The organism is Streptomyces filamentosus, assembly GCF_014654895.1.
Lineage (GTDB): Bacteria > Actinomycetota > Actinomycetes > Streptomycetales > Streptomycetaceae > Streptomyces > Streptomyces filamentosus.
Genome location: NZ_BNBE01000004.1, coordinates 1,218,143 through 1,235,833, shown reverse-complemented (window position 1 = coordinate 1,235,833; position 17,691 = coordinate 1,218,143). Strand labels below are relative to the sequence as shown.

The window sequence follows — 17,691 nt, the reverse complement described above, 5'->3', positions numbered from 1 at the left end:
ATCGCTGATCGTTGCGGAGCGCCCGGTCAGGCGGGCAGGGCCATCAGCAGCAGCGGGTCGGTGGTGGGCTGGGGGGATCCTCCGTCGGGTTCGAGGGTGAGGCCGACGGCGCCCGCGTCGGCAGGGTTCCCGGCGAGGATGACGGTGCCGTCGTGGTCGATCAGACCGGCCGGGAGCATCGTGCCGTCGTGGTCGAGCCACAGCTGGTAGGTCTTCCCGGCGCCGGGCGCCGGCAGGTTGGCGGCGGTGAAGACGGCCTGGTTCCGCTGCTCGGAGGAGACGACGGTGGTCAGGGCCCCGTTGGCGGCCTTGCCGTGCACGGTTTGGGCGTCCGGGGCCGCCAGGACGGCACTGACCGCGTCGAGCTGCTGCTGGGCCTGGCGGGCCTGCTGCTCCAGCTCTTGTTCGTTCTGTGTCTGCCACACCGCGACACCGCCCAGTGCGACGGCGGCCACAGTGGCGGCCAGCGCCAGGGACACGGCACGGCGGCGCAGGATCCCGCCGAGGACGGGTGCCGCACCGGCGGCGGGGACGCGTGGGGGCAGCTGACGCACGCCGTCGACGGCGGCCATGACCTGTGCTTTGGCTCCGGGAGGCGGCGGCTGGGCGACCGCGGCGGCCAGGCGCGCCGTGGTCGCCTGGAACTCGGCTGCTTCCTGGCGGCATGCCTCGCACGTTTGGAGGTGGGCGTCGAAGTCCTTGCGTTCGTCGTCGTCGAGTGCGCCCAGTGCGTAGGCGGCGGCGAGGGTGTGGGCGTCGGTGGTGTGGTGGTTCATGTGGTCACCCCCATGCAGTCGCGGAGCCGGATGAGCCCGTCGCGCATGCGTGTCTTGATGGTGGGAAGAGGCGTGCGCAGGGCTTCGGCGACTTCACGGTAGGTCAGCCCCTGGTAGTAGGCCAGGGTCACGGCTTGGCGCTGGAGTTCGGTCAGGCCGCGCAGGCAGCGGCGTACCTGTTCGGACTCCAGGCGGGTCTCGACCTGTTCGGCGACCTCGTCGAAGGCGGTGGTGTGTTCCCGGGCCGCCTGCGCGTGCTCGCGGTCGGCGGCGGCCTGGGCGGAGCGGACGCGGTCCACGGCCCGGCGGTGGGCGATGGTCGCGGCCCACGTCTGCACGCTGCCGGCGTCGGGCCGGTAGCGGGCGGCCTGGCGCCACAGGTCGATCATGACCTCTTGGGCGACCTCCTCGGACTGCGCCCGGTCGCGCACCACTTTGAGGACGATGCCGAAGACCAGGGGTGCGAGTGCGTCGTAGAGGGCGGAGAACGCCTGCTTGTCACCGCGCGCCACCTTGCCCATGGTCTCGGTGAGGTCGCTGGGGGCGGCGCGGCCGTTGCGGCCGGCGCCGAAGGGAAGCGGCTGGTTCACCTGCACCGCTCCGCCCGTGGGGAGAAGGCGCAGGGGCGGCCTGGGCCGGCCGTCGGGGGGCGGGGCGTCCATCGCATGCCGGTCCTTGTGTCGTCGCTCGATCGTGCCGGGCCGCCCGGCGGCGGCCCGGTCGCGAAACCTGTGGGTGCTTCGTTGATTCTTCGTAGCGGACCGGCGGGTGGATGGGTGGTGCTTCGTCACCCGCGCCATCGTCGAGTAACTCGTTCGAGGGAAGGCGGGCGCAGGGGCCAAGCCGAAGGGCGGACGGCGGCGAAGACGGTGCGTGAGGTGAGCGGAGCGACGTTCTCCCGCTCTCCTCACCGGCCGCGCGGGTTGCTCGGCCGAGGCACCTTCATGGGAGGTAGTTCACATGGTTCGTGTGCGGAATGGTCTGGCGGTGGCCCTGGCGGCCGGTGCGGTGGTCATCGGTGGCGCGTCGATGGCATCGGCCGATGCCGGTGCCCAGGGCGTGGCCGCCCACTCGCCGGGAGTGGGCTCGGGCAACCTCGTGCAGGTTCCCGTTCACATCCCGGTCAACGCGTGCGGTAACACCGTCAGCGTGATCGGGCTGCTGAACCCGACCTTCGGCAACACCTGCGTCAACGCCTGATCGAGCACCGCGAGAAGAGCTCCGGTCCGCCGCCTTCAAGACGGGGTGGCGCGGACCGGTGATCCGCCCGGAAGGCAGTGTGCTCCGAGCGGGTCGGCCGCGGGCGGCTGTCGGCACAGCCGCCCGCGGTACCACGTCCTCTCCGCCCGGGCTACCAGGTCAGGACCGCGATGACCTGCTTGCCCCGGCCGGAGCGGCTGACGAGGAGGTCCGCCCCCAGCGAACGAACAATCCTCAGCCCCCGGCCTCCCGTCTCCTTGCACCGCCCTTCTCGATGGCTCCCGGCCAGGTCCGCCGTCCCGTCGCTGACGGCGATGCCCGCCTGACCTCGTTCCAGGCTCAAGGTGAGCGCGTAGGGTCCGGCGGCGTGGAGCACCGCGTTGCCGACCAACTCCGAGACGATCAGTACGAGATCCTCGGCGACCTCGCGAGGGCAGGCGTCCGCCTCCTGTTCCAGGAGTCGTGCCACGGCTTGGCGGGCCTGGCGGGCCGCGCGTTCGTCCGAGAGGAGCGGCAGATGCAGCGTGACCGGACATCCGCAGGGAACGGTGGCGGTGTCCATGATGATTCCTCGCAGTGAGTGGTCTTCGTCACCGAAAACGGGTGAAGGGGAACGTCGTGGGGCTGTGATGGTGCCGTGGAATCCGCGCATGGTTACCCATCGTCACAGTCCAAGGGTCCGGGAACCCAGTGGCTGACGCTGCGGCCGGCCATTCAGTGCTGCTTTCAGTAACGATTCGTGACGATTGCCGCGATGGATTGCCGGAATCCGGGAAAAGTCCCGAGCCGCCGTCCAGGTGATCTCCAGCGCTGCCTGCCATCCCTGCCCCGCTGCCGTGCCGAAGCGGATGAGGACAGCAATCAGGTGCCGTGCTCCGCTGCCGCCGGCGCCCGCAGCACGCCCCCGGCAGCAGTACAGAGGGATGGCTTCGTGCTGAGGCTCAACCGTGCAAGGCCGTACATCGTGTTGCTGCTGTGGCTGATCCTGGCGGTCGCCGCCGGCCCTTACACCGTCCGTCTCGGCGAGGTCGCGCAGGCCGGCGGGGACGTCACGCTGCGGGAGACTACGGAGTCGGCCCAGGTGGAGCGCCTGCTGAACCCCGCGGGGGCGCAGGCCGCGCTGCCGCTGGCCGTGATCTGGACTTCCCGCCCGGAGGGCGAACAGATCACGGCGCGCCAGCAGCAGGCGGCGCGTCAGATCGTCGTCCGCCTGACCGGAACCGCCGGAGCTCCGGTGCTTTCCCAAGACGGCCGCGCCATGACCGCGGTGATCGGCGCCGAACCCGACGGCGGGGCCGCCCGCCTGGCCGCCGTCGCGAAGGCGGCGGCCTCGGTCGGCGGGACGAGCGTGCACCTGGCAGGACCCGCGGCCGCTCAAGCAGACCTCGACGCAGCCTTCTCGCATACCGACGGCACCCTCCTGGCCGTCGCTCTCGGCGGAGTCCTGTTGATCCTGATGCTGGTCTACCGCAGCGTGATCATGCCCCTGTTGGTGATCGTGAGTTCTCTCCTGGCCCTCGCGGTGGCCTGCGCCGTTTTGTACGCACTGGCCCGGACGGACTGGCTGTCCATCGACGGCCAGACCCAGGGCATCGTGTTCGTCCTGGTAGTCGGTGCCAGCACCGACTACGCCCTCCTCCTGGCCGCCCGCGCCCGCGAGGAACTCGCCGAACAGCCGGACATCCGCCGGGCGATGACCGCAGCGTGCCGCGCCACCGCGCCGCCCGTGCTCGCCAGCGCCGCGACCATCGCCTGCGCCATGATGACGCTCGTCCTCAGCGACCTGCCCTCCGAGCGGGCCCTGGGCCCGGCGGTGGCGATCGCCATGGCGTGCTGCACCGCCGTGTCGCTGACCTTCCTGCCAGCCGTACTGGCACTGTGCGGGCGGCGCGTGCTGCGGCCACACGCGGGCACACCGGGAGACTGGTGGGCACGGCCGGCCCGGGCGCTCGAGCACCGGCCGCGCCGGGCCTGGGCCGGCTGCCTCGCCCTCCTCGCCGCCGGAGCGGCTATGGCGCCGCTACTCGCCCCTACCGGCGTCCCCCTCCACCAGGCCCTACCGGCCCAGGCCCCCTCGGTTGCCGGGCACACCGTCCTCGTACGCCACTTCCCCGCCGGCACCGCCAGCCCCCTGATCGTCCTCGCCCCTGCCGCCCGGTCGGCCGAGGTCCGCGACCGGATCGCCTCAACACCGGGCGTAGCGGCAACAGCCACCACGCCGGCCGAGACCGGTGGGAGGGCGCAGATCCTGGCGACGCTGTCGGACAGCCCGGACAGCGCCCCCGCCCGGAACACGGTGGCCCGGCTGCGCGGCTCGCTGGCCGGGACCGGGGCACTGGTCGGCGGACAGAGCGCCCAACTCGCCGATCTTCACCAGGCATCGGTGCGTGGCCATCGGCTGATCATGCCTCTGGCACTGGCCGTGGTGCTGGCCGTCCTGATCGTCCTGCTGCGCTGCCTGCTGCTGCCACTGCTGCTGGTCGCCGCCGCCTGGGTCAGCCTGTTCACCGCGTTCGGGGCCTCCGCGCTCCTCTTCCAACTGGTGTTCGGCAGCAGCGTCACGGAGCCTGCCGTGGTGCTGTTCTCCTTCGTCTTCCTCGTCGCGCTGGGGGTCGACTACAACATCTTCCTCGTCCACCGGATCCGCGCCGAAGCGACTAGGCACGGCACCGCGGTGGGGGTCCGCCGGGGGCTGGTGACCACCGGCGGCGTTATCAGCGCCGCCGGCCTCATCCTGGCCTCCACCTTCGCCGCACTGACCGTGATGCCTCTGCTCTACCTCGCCCAGATCGGCTGCATCGTCGCCCTCGGCGTCCTCATCGACACCCTCCTCGTGCGCCTCTTCCTCGTCCCCGCCCTCATCCTCGACCTCGGCCCCCGCACCTGGTGGCCCACCCACCTCCCGGGCGACCGCCGCCCGCCCGCCACAGCCTCCGCTCCGCGCACCCGTACCCCTGGCCGCGCCGCCGCCTCCACACCCACGCTGTAAGGCAACACCGGCAAGAGATTTCACTCTTTCGAGGGTTGGACCAATCCGCCGGGCGGAGGATGCCGAATGCAGCAACGTGAGCAGCCTCCGCAGCAAACTCGTCCGCGTCGCCTTCGGCGCACTGGCCGGACTCCTGGCCGCGTTCACGGCTCTGGCCGTGGCCGAGCTGGTGGCCGGACTGGTGCGGCCCGCAGCGGGGCCGGTGACGGTGGTGGGCGGCGCGGTGATCGACCGGACCCCCGCTCCGGTGAAGGACTTCGCGATCCGCACGTTCGGGGAGAACGACAAAATCGTTCTCCAACTGGGGATCCTCGCGATCCTCGCCCTCATCGCCATCGGCCTCGGCATCCTCGCCCTGTCGCACCGACGCGCCGGTGCGGCGGGGGTGTTGCTGTTCGGGATCGTCGGCGCTGCCGCGGCTCTCAGCCGTCCCGACTCCACCGGCACCGGTGACGTACTGCCCTCGATCGCCGGAGCGCTGGCGGGAGCTGTGGCTCTGTACATGCTGGCGACCAAAGCCGCTCCCGTTCACGCCCCGGACGGGCAGCCAGGCACTGGGGGGTGGAGCAGGCGCGGGTTCCTCGCCGCGGCCGGTGTGACCGCCGTCGCCGCTACCTCGGCAGGTGCGCTGGGCCGGTACTTCACCGGCCGGCAAGGCCAGGGCGCCGTCGCCTCCCGGGAGAACCTGGTGCTTCCCAAGCCGGCCTCCCCGGCCCCCGCGGTCCCGGCCGGTGTTCAGCTGAAAGTGCCCGGCATCACCGCCTTCACCACCCCCAACGCCGACTTCTACCGCGTCGACACCGCCCTGACCGTGCCCAAGGTCGACGCCGGAACCTGGCGGCTGCGCATCCACGGCAAGGGGGTCACCCGTCCCCTCACCTACACCCTCGACCAGCTCCTGGCGCGCCCCCTCATCGAACGCGACATCACCCTGACCTGCGTCTCGAACGAGGTCGGCGGCCCCTATATCGGCAACGCCCGCTGGCTCGGCGTCCCTCTCGCCGACCTCCTGAAGGAGGCCGGCGTGATCCCTCCGTCGCGGGGAGGGAAAGCCGATCAGCTGGTGGCGCGCTCCGTGGACGGCATGACGCTCGGCTCCCCGGTGGAGGACGTGATGGACGGCCGCGACGCGATGCTCGCGGTCGGCATGAACGGCGAGCCGCTCCCCTTCGACCACGGCTTCCCCGTCCGCATGCTCGTCCCTGGTCTGTACGGCTACGTCTCTGCCTGCAAGTGGATCGAGGACATCGAACTCACCACCTTCGACGCCTACGACCCGTACTGGGTCAAGCGGAAGTGGGCCCGCAAGGCGCCGATCAAGACCCAGGCGCGCATCGACACCCCCAAGCCCTTCGCCCGCCCCGCCGCCGGCACCGTCACCGTCGCCGGCGTCGCCTGGGCCCAGCACCGCGGCATCACCCGCGTCCAGATCCGCGTCGACGACGGGCCCTGGCAGGACGCCGACCTCGCCGCACAGGCAGGCGTCGACACCTGGCGCCAGTGGTCCTACCGCTGGAACGCCACCCCCGGCGGACACAACCTCACCGTCCGCGCCACCGACGGCACCGGTCAGGCCCAGACCGAACAGCGCACCCGGACCATCCCCGACGGAGCGAGCGGCTGGCACAGCGTCTTCGTCACCGTCCCCTAGACCACCCGGACGGCCGCAAGGCCCGTACCGGGCAGCACGACCAACCCCCTCGATACCCAGAGAAAGTCCCAAGGAGCAACTGGTCATGAACAGCATGAAGATCCGCCGTACCGCGATCGCCGTCGTCGCCGCAGCCGCGCTGCCCTTCTCCCTGGCCGCGTGCTCCGACTCCGGCAGCGACACCAAGGCCGCCCCCAGCGCGGGTGCCGAGGACGCCGCGAAGACGACGGAGGCGAGCACCCCCTCCGAGGCGCCGATGACCGACGACCAGCCCTTCGGCCCCGCCTGTGCCGGGGTGCCGAAGGAGGGCGCGGGCTCCTTCGACGGCATGGCCAAGGACCCCGTGGCCACCGCCGCCTCGAACAACCCGGCCCTGTCCACCCTCGTGACCGCGGTCAAGCAGGCCGGCCTGGTCGACACCCTCAACAACGCCGAGAACATCACCGTTTTCGCCCCGACCAACGACGCCTTCGCCAAGATCCCGAAGGCCGACCTCGACAAGGTCCTCGCCGACAAGGCCACCCTCACCAAGATCCTCACCTACCACGTCGTCGGCCAGAAGCTCACGCCCAAGCAGCTGGAGAACGGCTCCTTCGAGACCCTCCAGAAGGGCATGATCACCACCGCCGGCTCCGGCGAGTCCTACAAGGTCAACGACACCGCCAACGTGGTCTGCGGCAACGTGAAGACCGCCAACGCCAACGTCTACATCATCGACACCGTCCTCATGCCCAAGTAGGGCTTCGCGCACGGTCCGCACGTCACGGTGGCCCTGCACTAGCCCTCCTCGGAAGGGTGCAGGGTCACCGGCATGATCCCTGGGCCGATAGCCGTACCAGGAGCCTGGGCTCGGCAGGGTGCCGCGCCCAGGCCGGCTGCGGGCGGGGGCTACTTCTGGTTGATGGGCAGGGCCAGGTCGGTGACCTGGTACTTGGCCGGGAAGGCGCCCTCACCGGTGGCCTTGCCGGTCAGGACGTCGACGGCGTAGAGGCGGTAGGAGCCACCGTTGCCGATGGCGGCGAAGCCGTGGTTCGTGCCGGCGGCCGGGTTGTAGTAGATGTCGAATCCGGCGTCCAGGGCGGCGTCCACGCCGAGGTTGCCGGTGGAGGCCAGGGTGCCGGCGTTGGCCGGGGACTGCAGGGAGATGCGGTCGGCCATCGTGTCCAGGTCGAACAGCGTCGTCGCGGTCGCCGCGTTCAGATCGTTGTTGGTGTAGGCGGCTCCGGTCACTCCCATGGCGGTCGACGGCGGCATGGTCGGGTTCGTCAGGGTGCCGTCGACGGTGGTCGTCAGCGGGGCGGCCGCGTCGTCGATGTTGTGCCGCAGGTTCTGCCCGGTGTCGGAGATGACCCGCAGCCGGTTGGCGGCGGGGTTGAAGTCCACGCCGAACGCCGCGCCGGCCAGGGCCACGGTCAGCTGGGAGACCTTCATGGCCTTGGCGTTGGTGGTGTTCAGGGTGTAGATGCCGCCCTTGTCGCCGACGCCGTACAGCTTCTCGTTCTGGACGCGGAAGTCGATCCCGACGAGCTTGGTGTCCCCGGACAACCCCGAGATCTTGCCCAGCGACCAGGTCTTGGAGGGCCTGTGGACGTCGAACTCGACCAGGCGCTGGTCGCCGGTCAGGCCGATGGCGTGCAGGGCCTTGTGGTCGTGGGCGGGCGGCATCTTCGAGGCCGTGTCGGACACCGCCAGCGCGGGTGCCGCGCACAGGGCGGCCAGGACGACTGCGGAAGCCGCGGTCACGGTCCGGTTGCGCATGATCACTCCTTCATCGGAGCTTGGGCCCAGGTGGCCCAGGTCTCGTGGTGAATTCGCCGCCGGCGTAGCAGGGGATGGGCGCCAGGGACGGAGGCCACCCGCACGGCCCAAGGGCACTGCCTCGGGCTGCCCCATCCGGGTGGGACCGGCCGCGCGCCGGTCCACCGACGGGAGGATGCGACGCTGCCGGTGGTGACGGTGTGGTCGTGGCTAGAGACGAGACATGGCGGCCCACTGACTGTGCGGGACTTGAGATCTGCTGTCATGGGAGCGAGGTGCGCGGGCTGCGGCTGCTGGGCTGGCAGGAGGCCCTGCCCCGCTCTCTTGCCGCCGTCCTGGACACCTGGCCCGCACAGACCACGCGCCGGCCCGAGGGAACGAAGATTTCCTTCGCCACAGACTCTGTCCGGTCCTGGATGTGCGAGAAGCGGTTCCTCGGCGCCACGCCGCCGGCGAGCCGGTGACAGCGATCGACCCGCGTACACGGCGGCTGCCACGCCGTGTAGCACCCTCACCCCCTCGCCCTATGGACCCAGAGGTCATCCACGCGGCAACGGCAACTGAACAGACACACTCACCACCAACGCTGCACTGTTGCAACTGAGTTGCAACAAGCGGTTGTTGGCTCATTCGGGCTAAGAGCGGCACTGCGTGTCGCGCCCGCCTTGAAGCCGGGACAAGAAATCCTCTGACCTGCACAATTGTCGCTCCTCGCGGGCCCGGGCACGTCGGCGGCGGGCGGCGGGCAGGCGCGCGGCGATGTCCGGGCGTGGTTTCCTTCGCCCTGCGCAGCCCTGCGCGATGGTGTGTCTGGACGTGGTCAGTCCCGTTGCCTTTCCTGACCATGCCCGGGCAGTGCGAACTCCCCCGTTCGCCGCGGTGCCGACCGCCACCCGATAAGCCCCCTAGCGACACCGACGCCCGCCCTATCAGGCCGGGCTTGGTACGCACCTTGCTGGGAAGGAAGCACCTCTTCGTGAAGGCAACCTCCACGGCGTCCGGCCGGCGCCGGATGCTGGACCACTCCCTGCTCGTCCTCGGCTCCGGCGCCCTCGCGACCGCCATGGCCGTCCTCACCCTCGGCCCCGGCGTCAGCTCTGCCTCCAGCCACCGCGAGGCCCCGCTGATCGCCGGTGATCCGCGCGCCGACAACACCGACGTGTACGCGTTCACCAGCCCCGACAAGTCCGACACCGTGACCCTGGTGGCGAACTGGATCCCGTTCGAGGAGCCCAACGGCGGCCCGAACTTCTACGCCTTCGGCGAGGACCTCCGCTACAACATCAAGATCGACAACACGGGTGACGGCAACGCCGACGTCACCTACACCTGGCGGTTCAAGAACCAGATCCGCGACGCGGCCGACCAGTTCCTGTACAACACCGGCCAGGTGACCACCCTGGACGACCCGGACCTGAACTTCCGACAGGTCTACGACCTCATCGAGACCCGCGGCAAGACGAGCAGGACCCTGCTGTCCAACGTGCCCGCCGCCCCGTCGCGCGTCGGCCCCGCCTCGATGCCGAACTACGCCTCCCTGCGCGCCCAGGCCGTACGCGGTCTCCCGGGTGGCGGGAAGGCGTTCGCCGGGCAGGCTGAGGACCCGTTCTTCGCCGACCTGCGGGTCTTCGACCTCCTCTACGGCGGGAACCTGTCCGAGCGCGGCCAGGACACCCTGGCCGGCTACAACGTCAACTCCGTCGCCCTGCAGATCCCCAAGAAGTACCTGGCGCTGAACTACACCCCGTCGCGCAATCCGGTCGTGGGCATCTGGTCGACCACCGACCGCAAGGGCGTGCAGGTCTCCGACTCGCGCACCGGGCACGGCGACAAGTGGAAGCAGGTCTCCCGCCTGGGCAACCCCCTCGTGAACGAGGTCGTCGTCCCGCTGAAGTACAAGGACGCCTTCAACACCCTCAACCCCGACCAGGACCGCACCGTCCAGCCGGTCGTCGACAAGGTCCTCGACCCGATCCTGCCCAAGCTGATCCAGCAGGTCTACGGCGTCCCCGCACCGCCCGCCCCGCGTAACGACCTCGCCGAGATCTACCTCACCGGGATCTGCAAGGCGTGCGGGCCGATCCAGGCCGACCTCAACGCCCACCGTCTCAACCGCGACGCCGACCTCCGCCGCATCGTGCCCGCGGAGGAACTGCGTCTGAACATGGCCGTACCCCCGGCCTCGAACCCGAACCGGTACGGCGTCCTCGCCGGCGACCTGGCCGGGTTCCCCAACGGACGCCGTCTGACCGACGACGTCATCGACATCTCCCTGCAGGCCGTCGAAGGCGCCGCCCAGACCGGACAGCTCATCCCGGCGCTTGCCGACGGCGACAAGGTGAACGCCAACGAGGTCCCGTTCGGCACCTCGTTCCCGTACCTGGCCCTGCCCCACACCAAGTCCGTCAACAGCGGACCCTCCGGCATGGCCAAGAGCAAGGAAAAGTCTGCGGCCTCCCTCGGCGGTGTGGGAGCAGCCCTGCTCGCGGCGGCCGGATGGCGGATGCGCCGCCGCAACCGCGCCTGATGTGACGCCACCGCACCATCAAGGCTCCCGGGGCCGGACCACGCCCGGTCCGGCCCCGGGAGCGCGTCACTCACGCAGGAAGACACCCTCCGATGACCCCTGACCCGCCCACGCCCGCCCGCGGCCGACGCCGACTGACGAAAGTCGCCGTCACCCTCGCTCTGGGAACCGCGATGTTCGCCGCCGGAGCCGTACTCATCCAACCCGCCATCCCTAACACACCCCCTTTCCCCGCCTCCGCACCTACCGGCACAGCCGCCCGGCCCGAGGCCCCGGCCGCGGCGCTCACCGCTCGCCTGGAGCGCCTGCCGGGCGACTGGAACACCTGGACGGCCCTCGGGATGGCCCGCATCGAGCAGGCCCGCACTACCGCTGACCCCGCCCTTTATGCCGCGGCCGAGAAGGCCCTGCGCCGCTCCCTCTCCTTGCAGCCTGGCGGCAACAGTGGCGCCGAGACCGGCATGGCCGCACTCGCCGCCGCCCGCCACGAGTTCACCGCCGCCCGTACCTGGGCCGAGAAGGCCATCACCAGCGACCCCTACAACCCGGCCGCGTACGGGGTCCTGGCCGACGCCCACACCCAGCTCGGCCACTACCGCGACGCCGAGCGGGCCGTGCAGAAGATGAACGACCTGCGCCCCGACGCAGCCTCCCTGGCCCGCGCCTCCTATGTGTTCGAGCTGCGCGGCAGCACCGGGCGGGCGGCGGAACTGATGCGGCGTTCCCTGACCGCGGCCACCACCGACAGCGAGCGCGCCTTCGCCCACGCCTGCCTGTCCGGCCTCGCACTCGAGGACGGCGACGCGCGCCAGGCGCTCAGCGAAGCCGAACAAGGGCTGCGAAAAGCACCGGCCGACCCCGCGCTCCTCGATGCCCGAGCACGCGCCCTCGCCGCACTCGGCCAGACGAAACAGGCACGCGCCGACTGGCAGCACGCGACGGACATCGCACCCCTGCCGCACCTCCTGCTCGCCCTCGGCGAGACGCATCAGGCTCTCGGACACGACGAACAGGCCGAATCCTCATACGCCCTGCTCAGGGCACAGGACACCCTGCGTACCTCCGCCGGCGGCTCGCCGGACACCGACGCCATCCTCTTCGAAGCCGACCACGGCAATCCCGTGCGCGCCGTGGCCATGGCCGAGCAGGCCCTGCGTACAAGGTCGTTCGTCGCCGTCCATGACGCCTACGCGTGGGCCCTGCACCGCGCCGGACGCAACGAGGAGGCCCTCGCACACGCCGACCAGGCCCTCGCGCTCGGCACCCGCAACGCCCTGTGGCACTACCACCGGGCCGCGATCCACCACGCCCTGGGCAACGACCAGGCCGCCACCGCCGACCTGCGGTCGGCACTCGGTCAGGCTCCCGCACTCAACCCGCTGCACGCCGCCCAGGCGCGTGCCCTGTCCCAGCGAATCGGCACCCAACCATGACCCCAGCACACCGCACCGCCGTCACAGCCGCCGTCTTGCTCACCGCTGCCTGCAGCCTGACCACCCCCGCCGCAGCGGCCGCACCGGCCCATCCACTGGGCAACTTCACCGTCAACTACCACACCGGCCTCGTCCTGCATCCAGACCGCATCGACGCCACCGTCATCGTCGACCGCGCCGAGATCGCCGCACTCCAAGAGCGCCCTCTCATCGACGCCGACCGCAACAACACCCTCACCGAAGCTGAAAACGCCCGGTACGCCCGCACCACCTGCACAGCACTGGCCGACCGACTCACCCTGCGCACCCCCGCCGGACCCGCCCGATGGAGCCCCAGGGCCGCGCAGCTCACCTGGGAGCCCGGCGAAGCAGGACTCAAGACCAGCCGACTCACCTGCGCCTACACCACCGCCGCCCCACTGGAGCGCGGCGGCGCCATCAGCGTCGACACGCGCTACGACACCACCCGCATCGGGTGGCGAGAGATCACCGCCAAGGGCATCGGACTGCGCATCACCGGAACCGATCTCCCCGCCACCTCACCCACACAGGAGCTCCGCCGCTACCCGCCGGATCCCCTCGCCACAGCACTGGACCAGCGCACCGCCGAACTGCACACCACCCCCGCCGACGGCACCACCAACACCCCCACACCTGCAGCCGGTCCCGCGGGGACAAGCGCCAACCGGATCGCGAACTGGTTCGACACCCTCGTCTCCCGGCACGAACTCACCCTCCCCGTCGGCCTCCTCGCCCTCCTCCTCGCCATCGTCCTGGGGGCCTCCCACGCCCTCCTGCCCGGCCATGGCAAGACGATCATGGCGGCCTACCTCGCCGGACGCCGCGGAACCCGGCGCGACGCCGTCACCGTCGGCGCGACCGTCACCCTCACCCACACCGCGGGTGTCCTGATCCTCGGCCTCGCCCTCCCCACCGCCACCCACCTCGCGGGCGAAACCATCCTGGCCTGGCTCGGCCTGACCAGCGGACTCATCGTCACCGCCATCGGCCTATGGCTTCTGACCCGAGCCCTCCGCCACAAGCCCACCCACGGCCACCACCATCACTCCCACGGACACAGCCACCACCATCATCACCAGCACAGCCACCCTCACGAGCACGGACACGAGCACGGGGGAAGCCACCATCCGGCTCCTTCCACGGCGCCCCATACCAGCGCGCCTGAATCCGCTGCTGCCGCCACGCGCACCCTCACCGCTCCAGCCCAGGCCCCTGCCTCGCACAGAACGCACGAGCATGCGCCGTCCGAGCACACACACGCTTCTCGTCCTGCCGGGAAAGCAGGCCTGATCGGGATGGGCATCGCCGGCGGACTCGTGCCCAGCCCCTCCGCCCTCGTCGTCCTCCTCGGAGCAGTCGCGCTCGGCCGCACCGCCTTCGGCATTCTCTTCGTCCTCGCCTACGGCCTCGGCATGGCGGCCACCCTCGCCCTCGCCGGAATGCTCCTCCTCCACGTCAAACATCGCATCAAGAAGGCTGGCGACCGCCCCCGGCTGCGCTGGCTCGTAGGTACCGCCTCACGTATCGGACCGGTGGCCACCTCCGCCCTGGTCGTCGTCGTGGGGCTCGGGCTGGCCGTACGAGCTCTGGCCCCCTGAGACCGTCCCTGTTCCACCACGCTCCACGCACTGCAGAGAAGGCCCGCACGCCCCGGCGGCGACGCCCGCACCTGTCACCGATTGCACCTCATGTGGCGGGGAGCGGCGCAGCGCCTGTTGCTATACGGCGGCCAGCTCAGAGCCTGGAACGGCAGCCTGAGCGCATGATCTGAGAGAGATCGTGAACGCGATCCCCTACGTCGACCGTAGCCGAATCCCGCGCCGCTCTGGAGAGGTCGGTCCTGGGACCGATACGTCGTCTCCTTGGGCGCTTGGTCCCTCGGGGCACCGTGTGATGCCGGCCGGTTCAACGATTTCGATGTAACGCGTTGTTGCCCGACATCCACATGACGCCCGCCGAGGGCGTCCGGGCCCACCTCGACCTCCAGGGCGGCCGGGCCGGTGGTGTCCTGCTGCCGATCCACTGGGGCACCTTCAACCTGGCGCCGCACGCGTGGGCGGAGCCGGGGGAGTGGACGAAGGACGCGGCGGAGGAGGCGGGGCAGGCGGCGGCGTTCCCCCGGCCCGGCGAGCCCTTCGAGCCGGCGGGCAAGCTGCCCGCGGAGGCGTGGTGGCGCGGGGTGTCCCAGCCGATCGCCCGTCCGTGGCGCCGGCCGAAGCAGGCGTCGGCCCCCGCCGAGGAGCCCGAGCGTGATCTCGACCTGGCGGGTGATCGGTGACGTCGGGCGGGGACGAGCTGGGCCGGGCCGTGGCCCTGCCGGCTCGTCTCTCGGCCGAGGAGCGTGATCGGGTGCTGCGTGCTCTGGACGGTCCGTCCCGGCGCGAGCCTTCGGTGTGCACGCCGGGGTTCGTGCCCTTGCCGACCAGAGCGGGATTGTCTGCGGTTGTCGTCCGGACACGCTTCGTGGCTGCTTGAGCACGTACTCGAAGGAGCCTCGCCCGTTCCCTGACGAGGCTCCTTCTTCGTCTTTCGAGCGCCGAACTCGACGCCGCCGGAGCGAGCAACCGCGACATCACCACCACCGTCACCGTCAGTGTCAGAACGATCGAGGCGACCCTCACCCGCGTCCACCGGGAACGGGGCCCGCACTCACGCTTCCAACTCGCGTACACCGTCACCCTGACACGCGAGTGGGCCACCGGCCGCGGGCGTGATGCCGGCTCGCGGTCACGGGGTGACGGCTTGCTCGGTCGCGCGTGTCCAGGTGTTCATGATGATGAAGGTCTTGGTGCCCTCCACCTTGCCGGTCCGGCGTACGGCGTTGATCACCTGCTGAAGGTGCTTCACGTCCCGGACGCGGAGCTTGAGCAGGGCGTCGGAGGTGCCGGCGATGCTGTGGCTCTCCTCGATCTCCGGGATGCTTTCGGAGATGCCCTGGATCTCGTCGCTGTCGGTCGCGCCGAGCAGGCGGATCTCGATGAACGCCTGGAGCGTCCCCGCCCGGCCGTCCTCGATGACCGCGACGTAGCCGCGGATCACGCCCGCCCTCTCCATGCGTTCGATGCGGCGGGCGCACGGAGCCGCCGAGAGCCCCACGGCTCGTGCGATCTCCGGCACGGGTGCTCGCCCGTCCTTGCGGAGGATGCCCAGTATGTGGCGGTCGATCTCGTCCACGGCCGACTCCCCGGATCATGCGCGCCACGCACGGGTCACGCGCCGAAAGCTCCCTTGTTCCTTGCGGATCGAGTGAACCACGCTCGACACGTGCGTGATGATGCCCGGCCCGTCGCCCGGCGGGCGTCGCCCTGTCATCGTCGTGCCGTCCGGGTGACCCCCGGCAGGAGGCCCGCACCGGCTCACCCCTACGGCGCGGACTCCGTCCAGGTGACAGGTGCGCGGGCATCCCCGGCACCCCGCGGCCGGCCCCACATCCTGGGGCCGGCCGGGCACCGGGCACCGGCTGGCCGGTGCCGGGGGAATTCCACCGTCGTCCGTGCCCACCGTCGTCCGCGCCCACCGGCGTGCGGCCGGGGCCCGGGAAGGGGCTCCGCGAGCCGGCACCCGGCCGGTCCCGAGCGAGGTGACCAAGGTCCGCGGCCGGGCCCCGCGCGGCAGCCGCGGAGACCGTCCGCCGGCCCCGCCCGCTGCCGGTTCGTCCCCGCAGGCAGGGGAAGGGCAGTCGTACCGCAGGACGGCCGCCCGTCGAAGTCGCCCTGTGGAAGCGGGTGTTCGTGTGTCAGCCGCCGCAGTCCGCGAGGATCCCGTCCCACAGCGCGACCCGGGCCGACAGCGCGCGGCGGACCGTGTCGGCGCACTGGTTCCAGCGTTCCTGGTCGTCGCCGCACAGGTCGATCAGCATCTGCATGGCCATCGGCGTGTGCTGCTCGCCGTCCACCTCGATGTGCCGCGCCAGATAGTCCTTGAACACGGTCAGCCGGCCGCCCGTGTCCTCGATCCGGATCACCTGCTCGAACATCTCCGGGATCAGGTCCTCACGGCCGAAGGCGAAGGCCGCGGCCTGGCAGTGCACCGGCGCGTTCTCGATGATGTCCCAGGTGACCGCCATGAACTCGGCGGAGACGGAAGGGACGTCGGCCACCTTCGCCGCCTCGGCGACCCCGGCCCCGGTGCCCAGCAGCCGCAGGAAGCCGTCCACCGCTCCCGTGTCGGCTCCGGCCCGGACCATCCCGTCGAGGTAGAGCTCGAAGTGGCTGGTGTAGCCGTCACCGAGCTCGTCGCTCTCCTCGACCAGCACGATCTCGTTGATCAGCCGCCGGCTCGCAGTCGGTCCGCTCGGCACCCACGGCAGATCCACACAGGTCAGCCGCCGCTGCAGGCACTTCAACAGCGACATGAAGTCCCACACGGCGAACACGTGGCGCTCCTGGAACGTCCGGATCCGCTCCAGGGAGTCCAGCCGCCGGTAGATCTCGTGCCCGACGACCTGCCGGCGCACGGGCTCGATCGCCTCGCGCAGCAGGGTCAGGCCCGGGTGCGAACGATCCCAGTGGTACCGGTCGGAACTCACGGCGGCTCCAAGGTAGCGGGCAGAGGCATGCCGACTGTCTGCCGGGCACGGAGAGTACGCACCCGATTACTCGGCTCACGCTACGGCACACCGCCCCCCGAAGCGGAATCCGGGGCGCGGCCGACCGGTTGCGGATCGCGGACGGTGCCCCCGTCCCGGTCCGCGACCGGAAGGCCGGAGCGTCCTCGCGTAACGACCGGTGCCCGGCACGGGTCGCGCTCCGCAACGCGGCCGGGGTCTTCGTCGCCACCGCCGCGGGCGACTCCGGCCCGGGGCTTCCGGCTGGGAGGAGACGTGGATGGGCCGCGGGCGACGGGTGGGCCGTGGGTGCAGGGCGGCTCAGGCGGCGAGGGTCTTGTGCAGGGCGTCGAGGCCGTCGGCGTAGATACCGGTGAACAGGTCGACGACTTCCTGCTCGGTGGCGCCCTTGGGGTTGAAGCGGCCGGACCACTGGACCTCGGCGGCGTCGTCGTGCCCGGGGACCGTGTGGACGCGGAGGGTGGAGACGTAGCCGTCGACGGGGAACGGCGCTTCGAGGATGGCGTAGCTGTAGTGACGCTCCGCCTCGTCGAAGCCGACGAGGCGCTCGATGATGACGTCGCCGTCGGGGTTGGTCAGGCGGCGGACCCGGCCGCCTTCGAGGGCGGTGCTCTCGGGGATGTAGGGAAGCCAGTCCGGGAGGGCGTCGAAGCCGCCGATCAGGTTCCAGACCTGCTGGGGGGAGGCGGGGACGACGCGGGAGACGGAGGTGGAGGCCATGGTGGTGCTCCTGATGCTGTGGGGGAGGGGGCGTGAGGGGGAGAGGTGA

14 protein-coding genes and 1 pseudogene are annotated in these 17,691 nt (G+C 71.0%); 8 read left to right on the top strand and 7 right to left on the bottom strand.

Annotated elements, in window-relative coordinates; genetic code table 11:
• Positions 1-26: 26 nt before the first annotated feature.
• Both IE326_RS39365 and sigK read right to left on the bottom strand, forming a co-directional pair.
• Entirely contained in the window at positions 27-776 is a 750-nt protein-coding gene (locus IE326_RS39365) for an anti-sigma factor (RefSeq protein WP_190044978.1), read from the bottom strand.
• Positions 773-1,366 carry an ECF RNA polymerase sigma factor SigK gene (gene sigK, locus IE326_RS39360; RefSeq protein ID WP_373305444.1) on the bottom strand — a complete coding sequence of 198 codons (594 nt, stop codon included), beginning with the start codon at positions 1,364-1,366 and terminating at the stop codon, positions 773-775. Before sigK ends, IE326_RS39365 begins: the two co-directional genes overlap by 4 nt.
• Positions 1,367-1,736: 370 nt before the next feature.
• On the opposite strand from sigK, the gene IE326_RS39355 reads away from it, so the two are divergent.
• Positions 1,737-1,976 carry a chaplin gene (locus tag IE326_RS39355; protein WP_030497993.1) on the top strand — a complete coding sequence of 80 codons (240 nt, stop codon included), beginning with the start codon at positions 1,737-1,739 and terminating at the stop codon, positions 1,974-1,976.
• Between the two features lie 151 nt (positions 1,977-2,127).
• Here IE326_RS39355 and IE326_RS39350 read toward each other — a convergent pair whose 3' ends face one another.
• Positions 2,128-2,538, bottom strand: coding sequence for an ATP-binding protein (locus IE326_RS39350; protein ID WP_170313970.1), 411 nt, complete (start codon positions 2,536-2,538; stop codon positions 2,128-2,130).
• Positions 2,539-2,940: 402 nt separating this feature from the next.
• On the opposite strand from IE326_RS39350, the gene IE326_RS39345 reads away from it, so the two are divergent.
• The 3 genes from IE326_RS39345 (at position 2,941) to IE326_RS39335 (ending at position 7,355) form a co-directional block, all read left to right on the top strand.
• Entirely contained in the window at positions 2,941-4,965 is a 2,025-nt protein-coding gene (locus IE326_RS39345) for an MMPL family transporter (RefSeq protein ID WP_229915873.1), read from the top strand.
• A 76-nt stretch (positions 4,966-5,041) separates the two neighbouring features.
• A complete protein-coding gene (locus IE326_RS39340; protein ID WP_189954439.1) occupies positions 5,042-6,616 on the top strand; it encodes a molybdopterin-dependent oxidoreductase in 1,575 nt (524 codons plus the stop codon).
• A gap of 85 nt (positions 6,617-6,701) precedes the next feature.
• Positions 6,702-7,355, top strand: a complete 654-nt coding sequence (locus tag IE326_RS39335) for a fasciclin domain-containing protein (RefSeq protein WP_190044977.1) — start codon at positions 6,702-6,704, stop codon at positions 7,353-7,355.
• A 149-nt stretch (positions 7,356-7,504) separates the two neighbouring features.
• Here the strand turns inward: IE326_RS39335 and IE326_RS39330 are convergent, their stop codons facing one another.
• Entirely contained in the window at positions 7,505-8,374 is an 870-nt protein-coding gene (locus IE326_RS39330) for a DUF4394 domain-containing protein (RefSeq protein ID WP_190044976.1), read from the bottom strand.
• A gap of 1,012 nt (positions 8,375-9,386) precedes the next feature.
• Here IE326_RS39330 and IE326_RS39325 point away from each other — a divergent pair.
• The 4 genes and pseudogenes from IE326_RS39325 to IE326_RS39310 form a co-directional block, all read left to right on the top strand.
• Complete coding sequence (locus IE326_RS39325) at positions 9,387-10,901, top strand: DUF4331 domain-containing protein (protein ID WP_190045065.1); 1,515 nt, start codon at positions 9,387-9,389, stop codon at positions 10,899-10,901.
• A 92-nt stretch (positions 10,902-10,993) separates the two neighbouring features.
• Positions 10,994-12,334 carry a tetratricopeptide repeat protein gene (locus tag IE326_RS39320; RefSeq protein WP_190044975.1) on the top strand — a complete coding sequence of 447 codons (1,341 nt, stop codon included), beginning with the start codon at positions 10,994-10,996 and terminating at the stop codon, positions 12,332-12,334.
• Positions 12,331-13,953, top strand: a complete 1,623-nt coding sequence (locus tag IE326_RS39315; RefSeq protein WP_190044974.1) for a nickel/cobalt transporter — start codon at positions 12,331-12,333, stop codon at positions 13,951-13,953. The genes IE326_RS39320 and IE326_RS39315 overlap by 4 nt, the downstream gene beginning before the upstream one ends.
• 335 nt (positions 13,954-14,288) lie before the next feature.
• A pseudogene (locus IE326_RS39310) lies at positions 14,289-14,633 on the top strand (MBL fold metallo-hydrolase); the annotation flags it as partial.
• A 449-nt stretch (positions 14,634-15,082) separates the two neighbouring features.
• On the opposite strand, the gene IE326_RS39305 reads toward IE326_RS39310, so the two are convergent.
• The 3 genes from IE326_RS39305 to IE326_RS39295 form a co-directional block, all read right to left on the bottom strand.
• The gene (locus IE326_RS39305; RefSeq protein ID WP_190044973.1) at positions 15,083-15,529 is read right to left on the bottom strand and encodes an Lrp/AsnC family transcriptional regulator; all 447 of its coding nucleotides are present in this window, start codon (positions 15,527-15,529) and stop codon (positions 15,083-15,085) included.
• Between the two features lie 562 nt (positions 15,530-16,091).
• Positions 16,092-16,883, bottom strand: coding sequence for a DUF3050 domain-containing protein (locus tag IE326_RS39300; RefSeq protein ID WP_190044972.1), 792 nt, complete (start codon positions 16,881-16,883; stop codon positions 16,092-16,094).
• A gap of 339 nt (positions 16,884-17,222) precedes the next feature.
• Complete coding sequence (locus IE326_RS39295) at positions 17,223-17,642, bottom strand: SRPBCC family protein (RefSeq protein ID WP_190044971.1); 420 nt, start codon at positions 17,640-17,642, stop codon at positions 17,223-17,225.
• Positions 17,643-17,691 lie beyond the last annotated feature (49 nt).

Bases quoted from the DNA above. Each gene is read 5' to 3' on its own strand.
- IE326_RS39365 (WP_190044978.1), bottom strand. From the start codon at position 776: ATGAACCACCACACCACCGACGCCCACACCCTCGCCGCCGCCTACGCA.
- IE326_RS39355 (WP_030497993.1), top strand. From the start codon at position 1,737: ATGGTTCGTGTGCGGAATGGTCTGGCGGTGGCCCTGGCGGCCGGTGCG.
- IE326_RS39350 (WP_170313970.1), bottom strand. From the start codon at position 2,538: ATGGACACCGCCACCGTTCCCTGCGGATGTCCGGTCACGCTGCATCTG.
- IE326_RS39335 (WP_190044977.1), top strand. From the start codon at position 6,702: ATGAACAGCATGAAGATCCGCCGTACCGCGATCGCCGTCGTCGCCGCA.
- IE326_RS39330 (WP_190044976.1), bottom strand. From the start codon at position 8,374: ATGCGCAACCGGACCGTGACCGCGGCTTCCGCAGTCGTCCTGGCCGCC.
- IE326_RS39325 (WP_190045065.1), top strand. From the start codon at position 9,387: ATGCTGGACCACTCCCTGCTCGTCCTCGGCTCCGGCGCCCTCGCGACC.
- IE326_RS39320 (WP_190044975.1), top strand. From the start codon at position 10,994: ATGACCCCTGACCCGCCCACGCCCGCCCGCGGCCGACGCCGACTGACG.
- IE326_RS39315 (WP_190044974.1), top strand. From the start codon at position 12,331: ATGACCCCAGCACACCGCACCGCCGTCACAGCCGCCGTCTTGCTCACC.
- IE326_RS39295 (WP_190044971.1), bottom strand. From the start codon at position 17,642: ATGGCCTCCACCTCCGTCTCCCGCGTCGTCCCCGCCTCCCCCCAGCAG.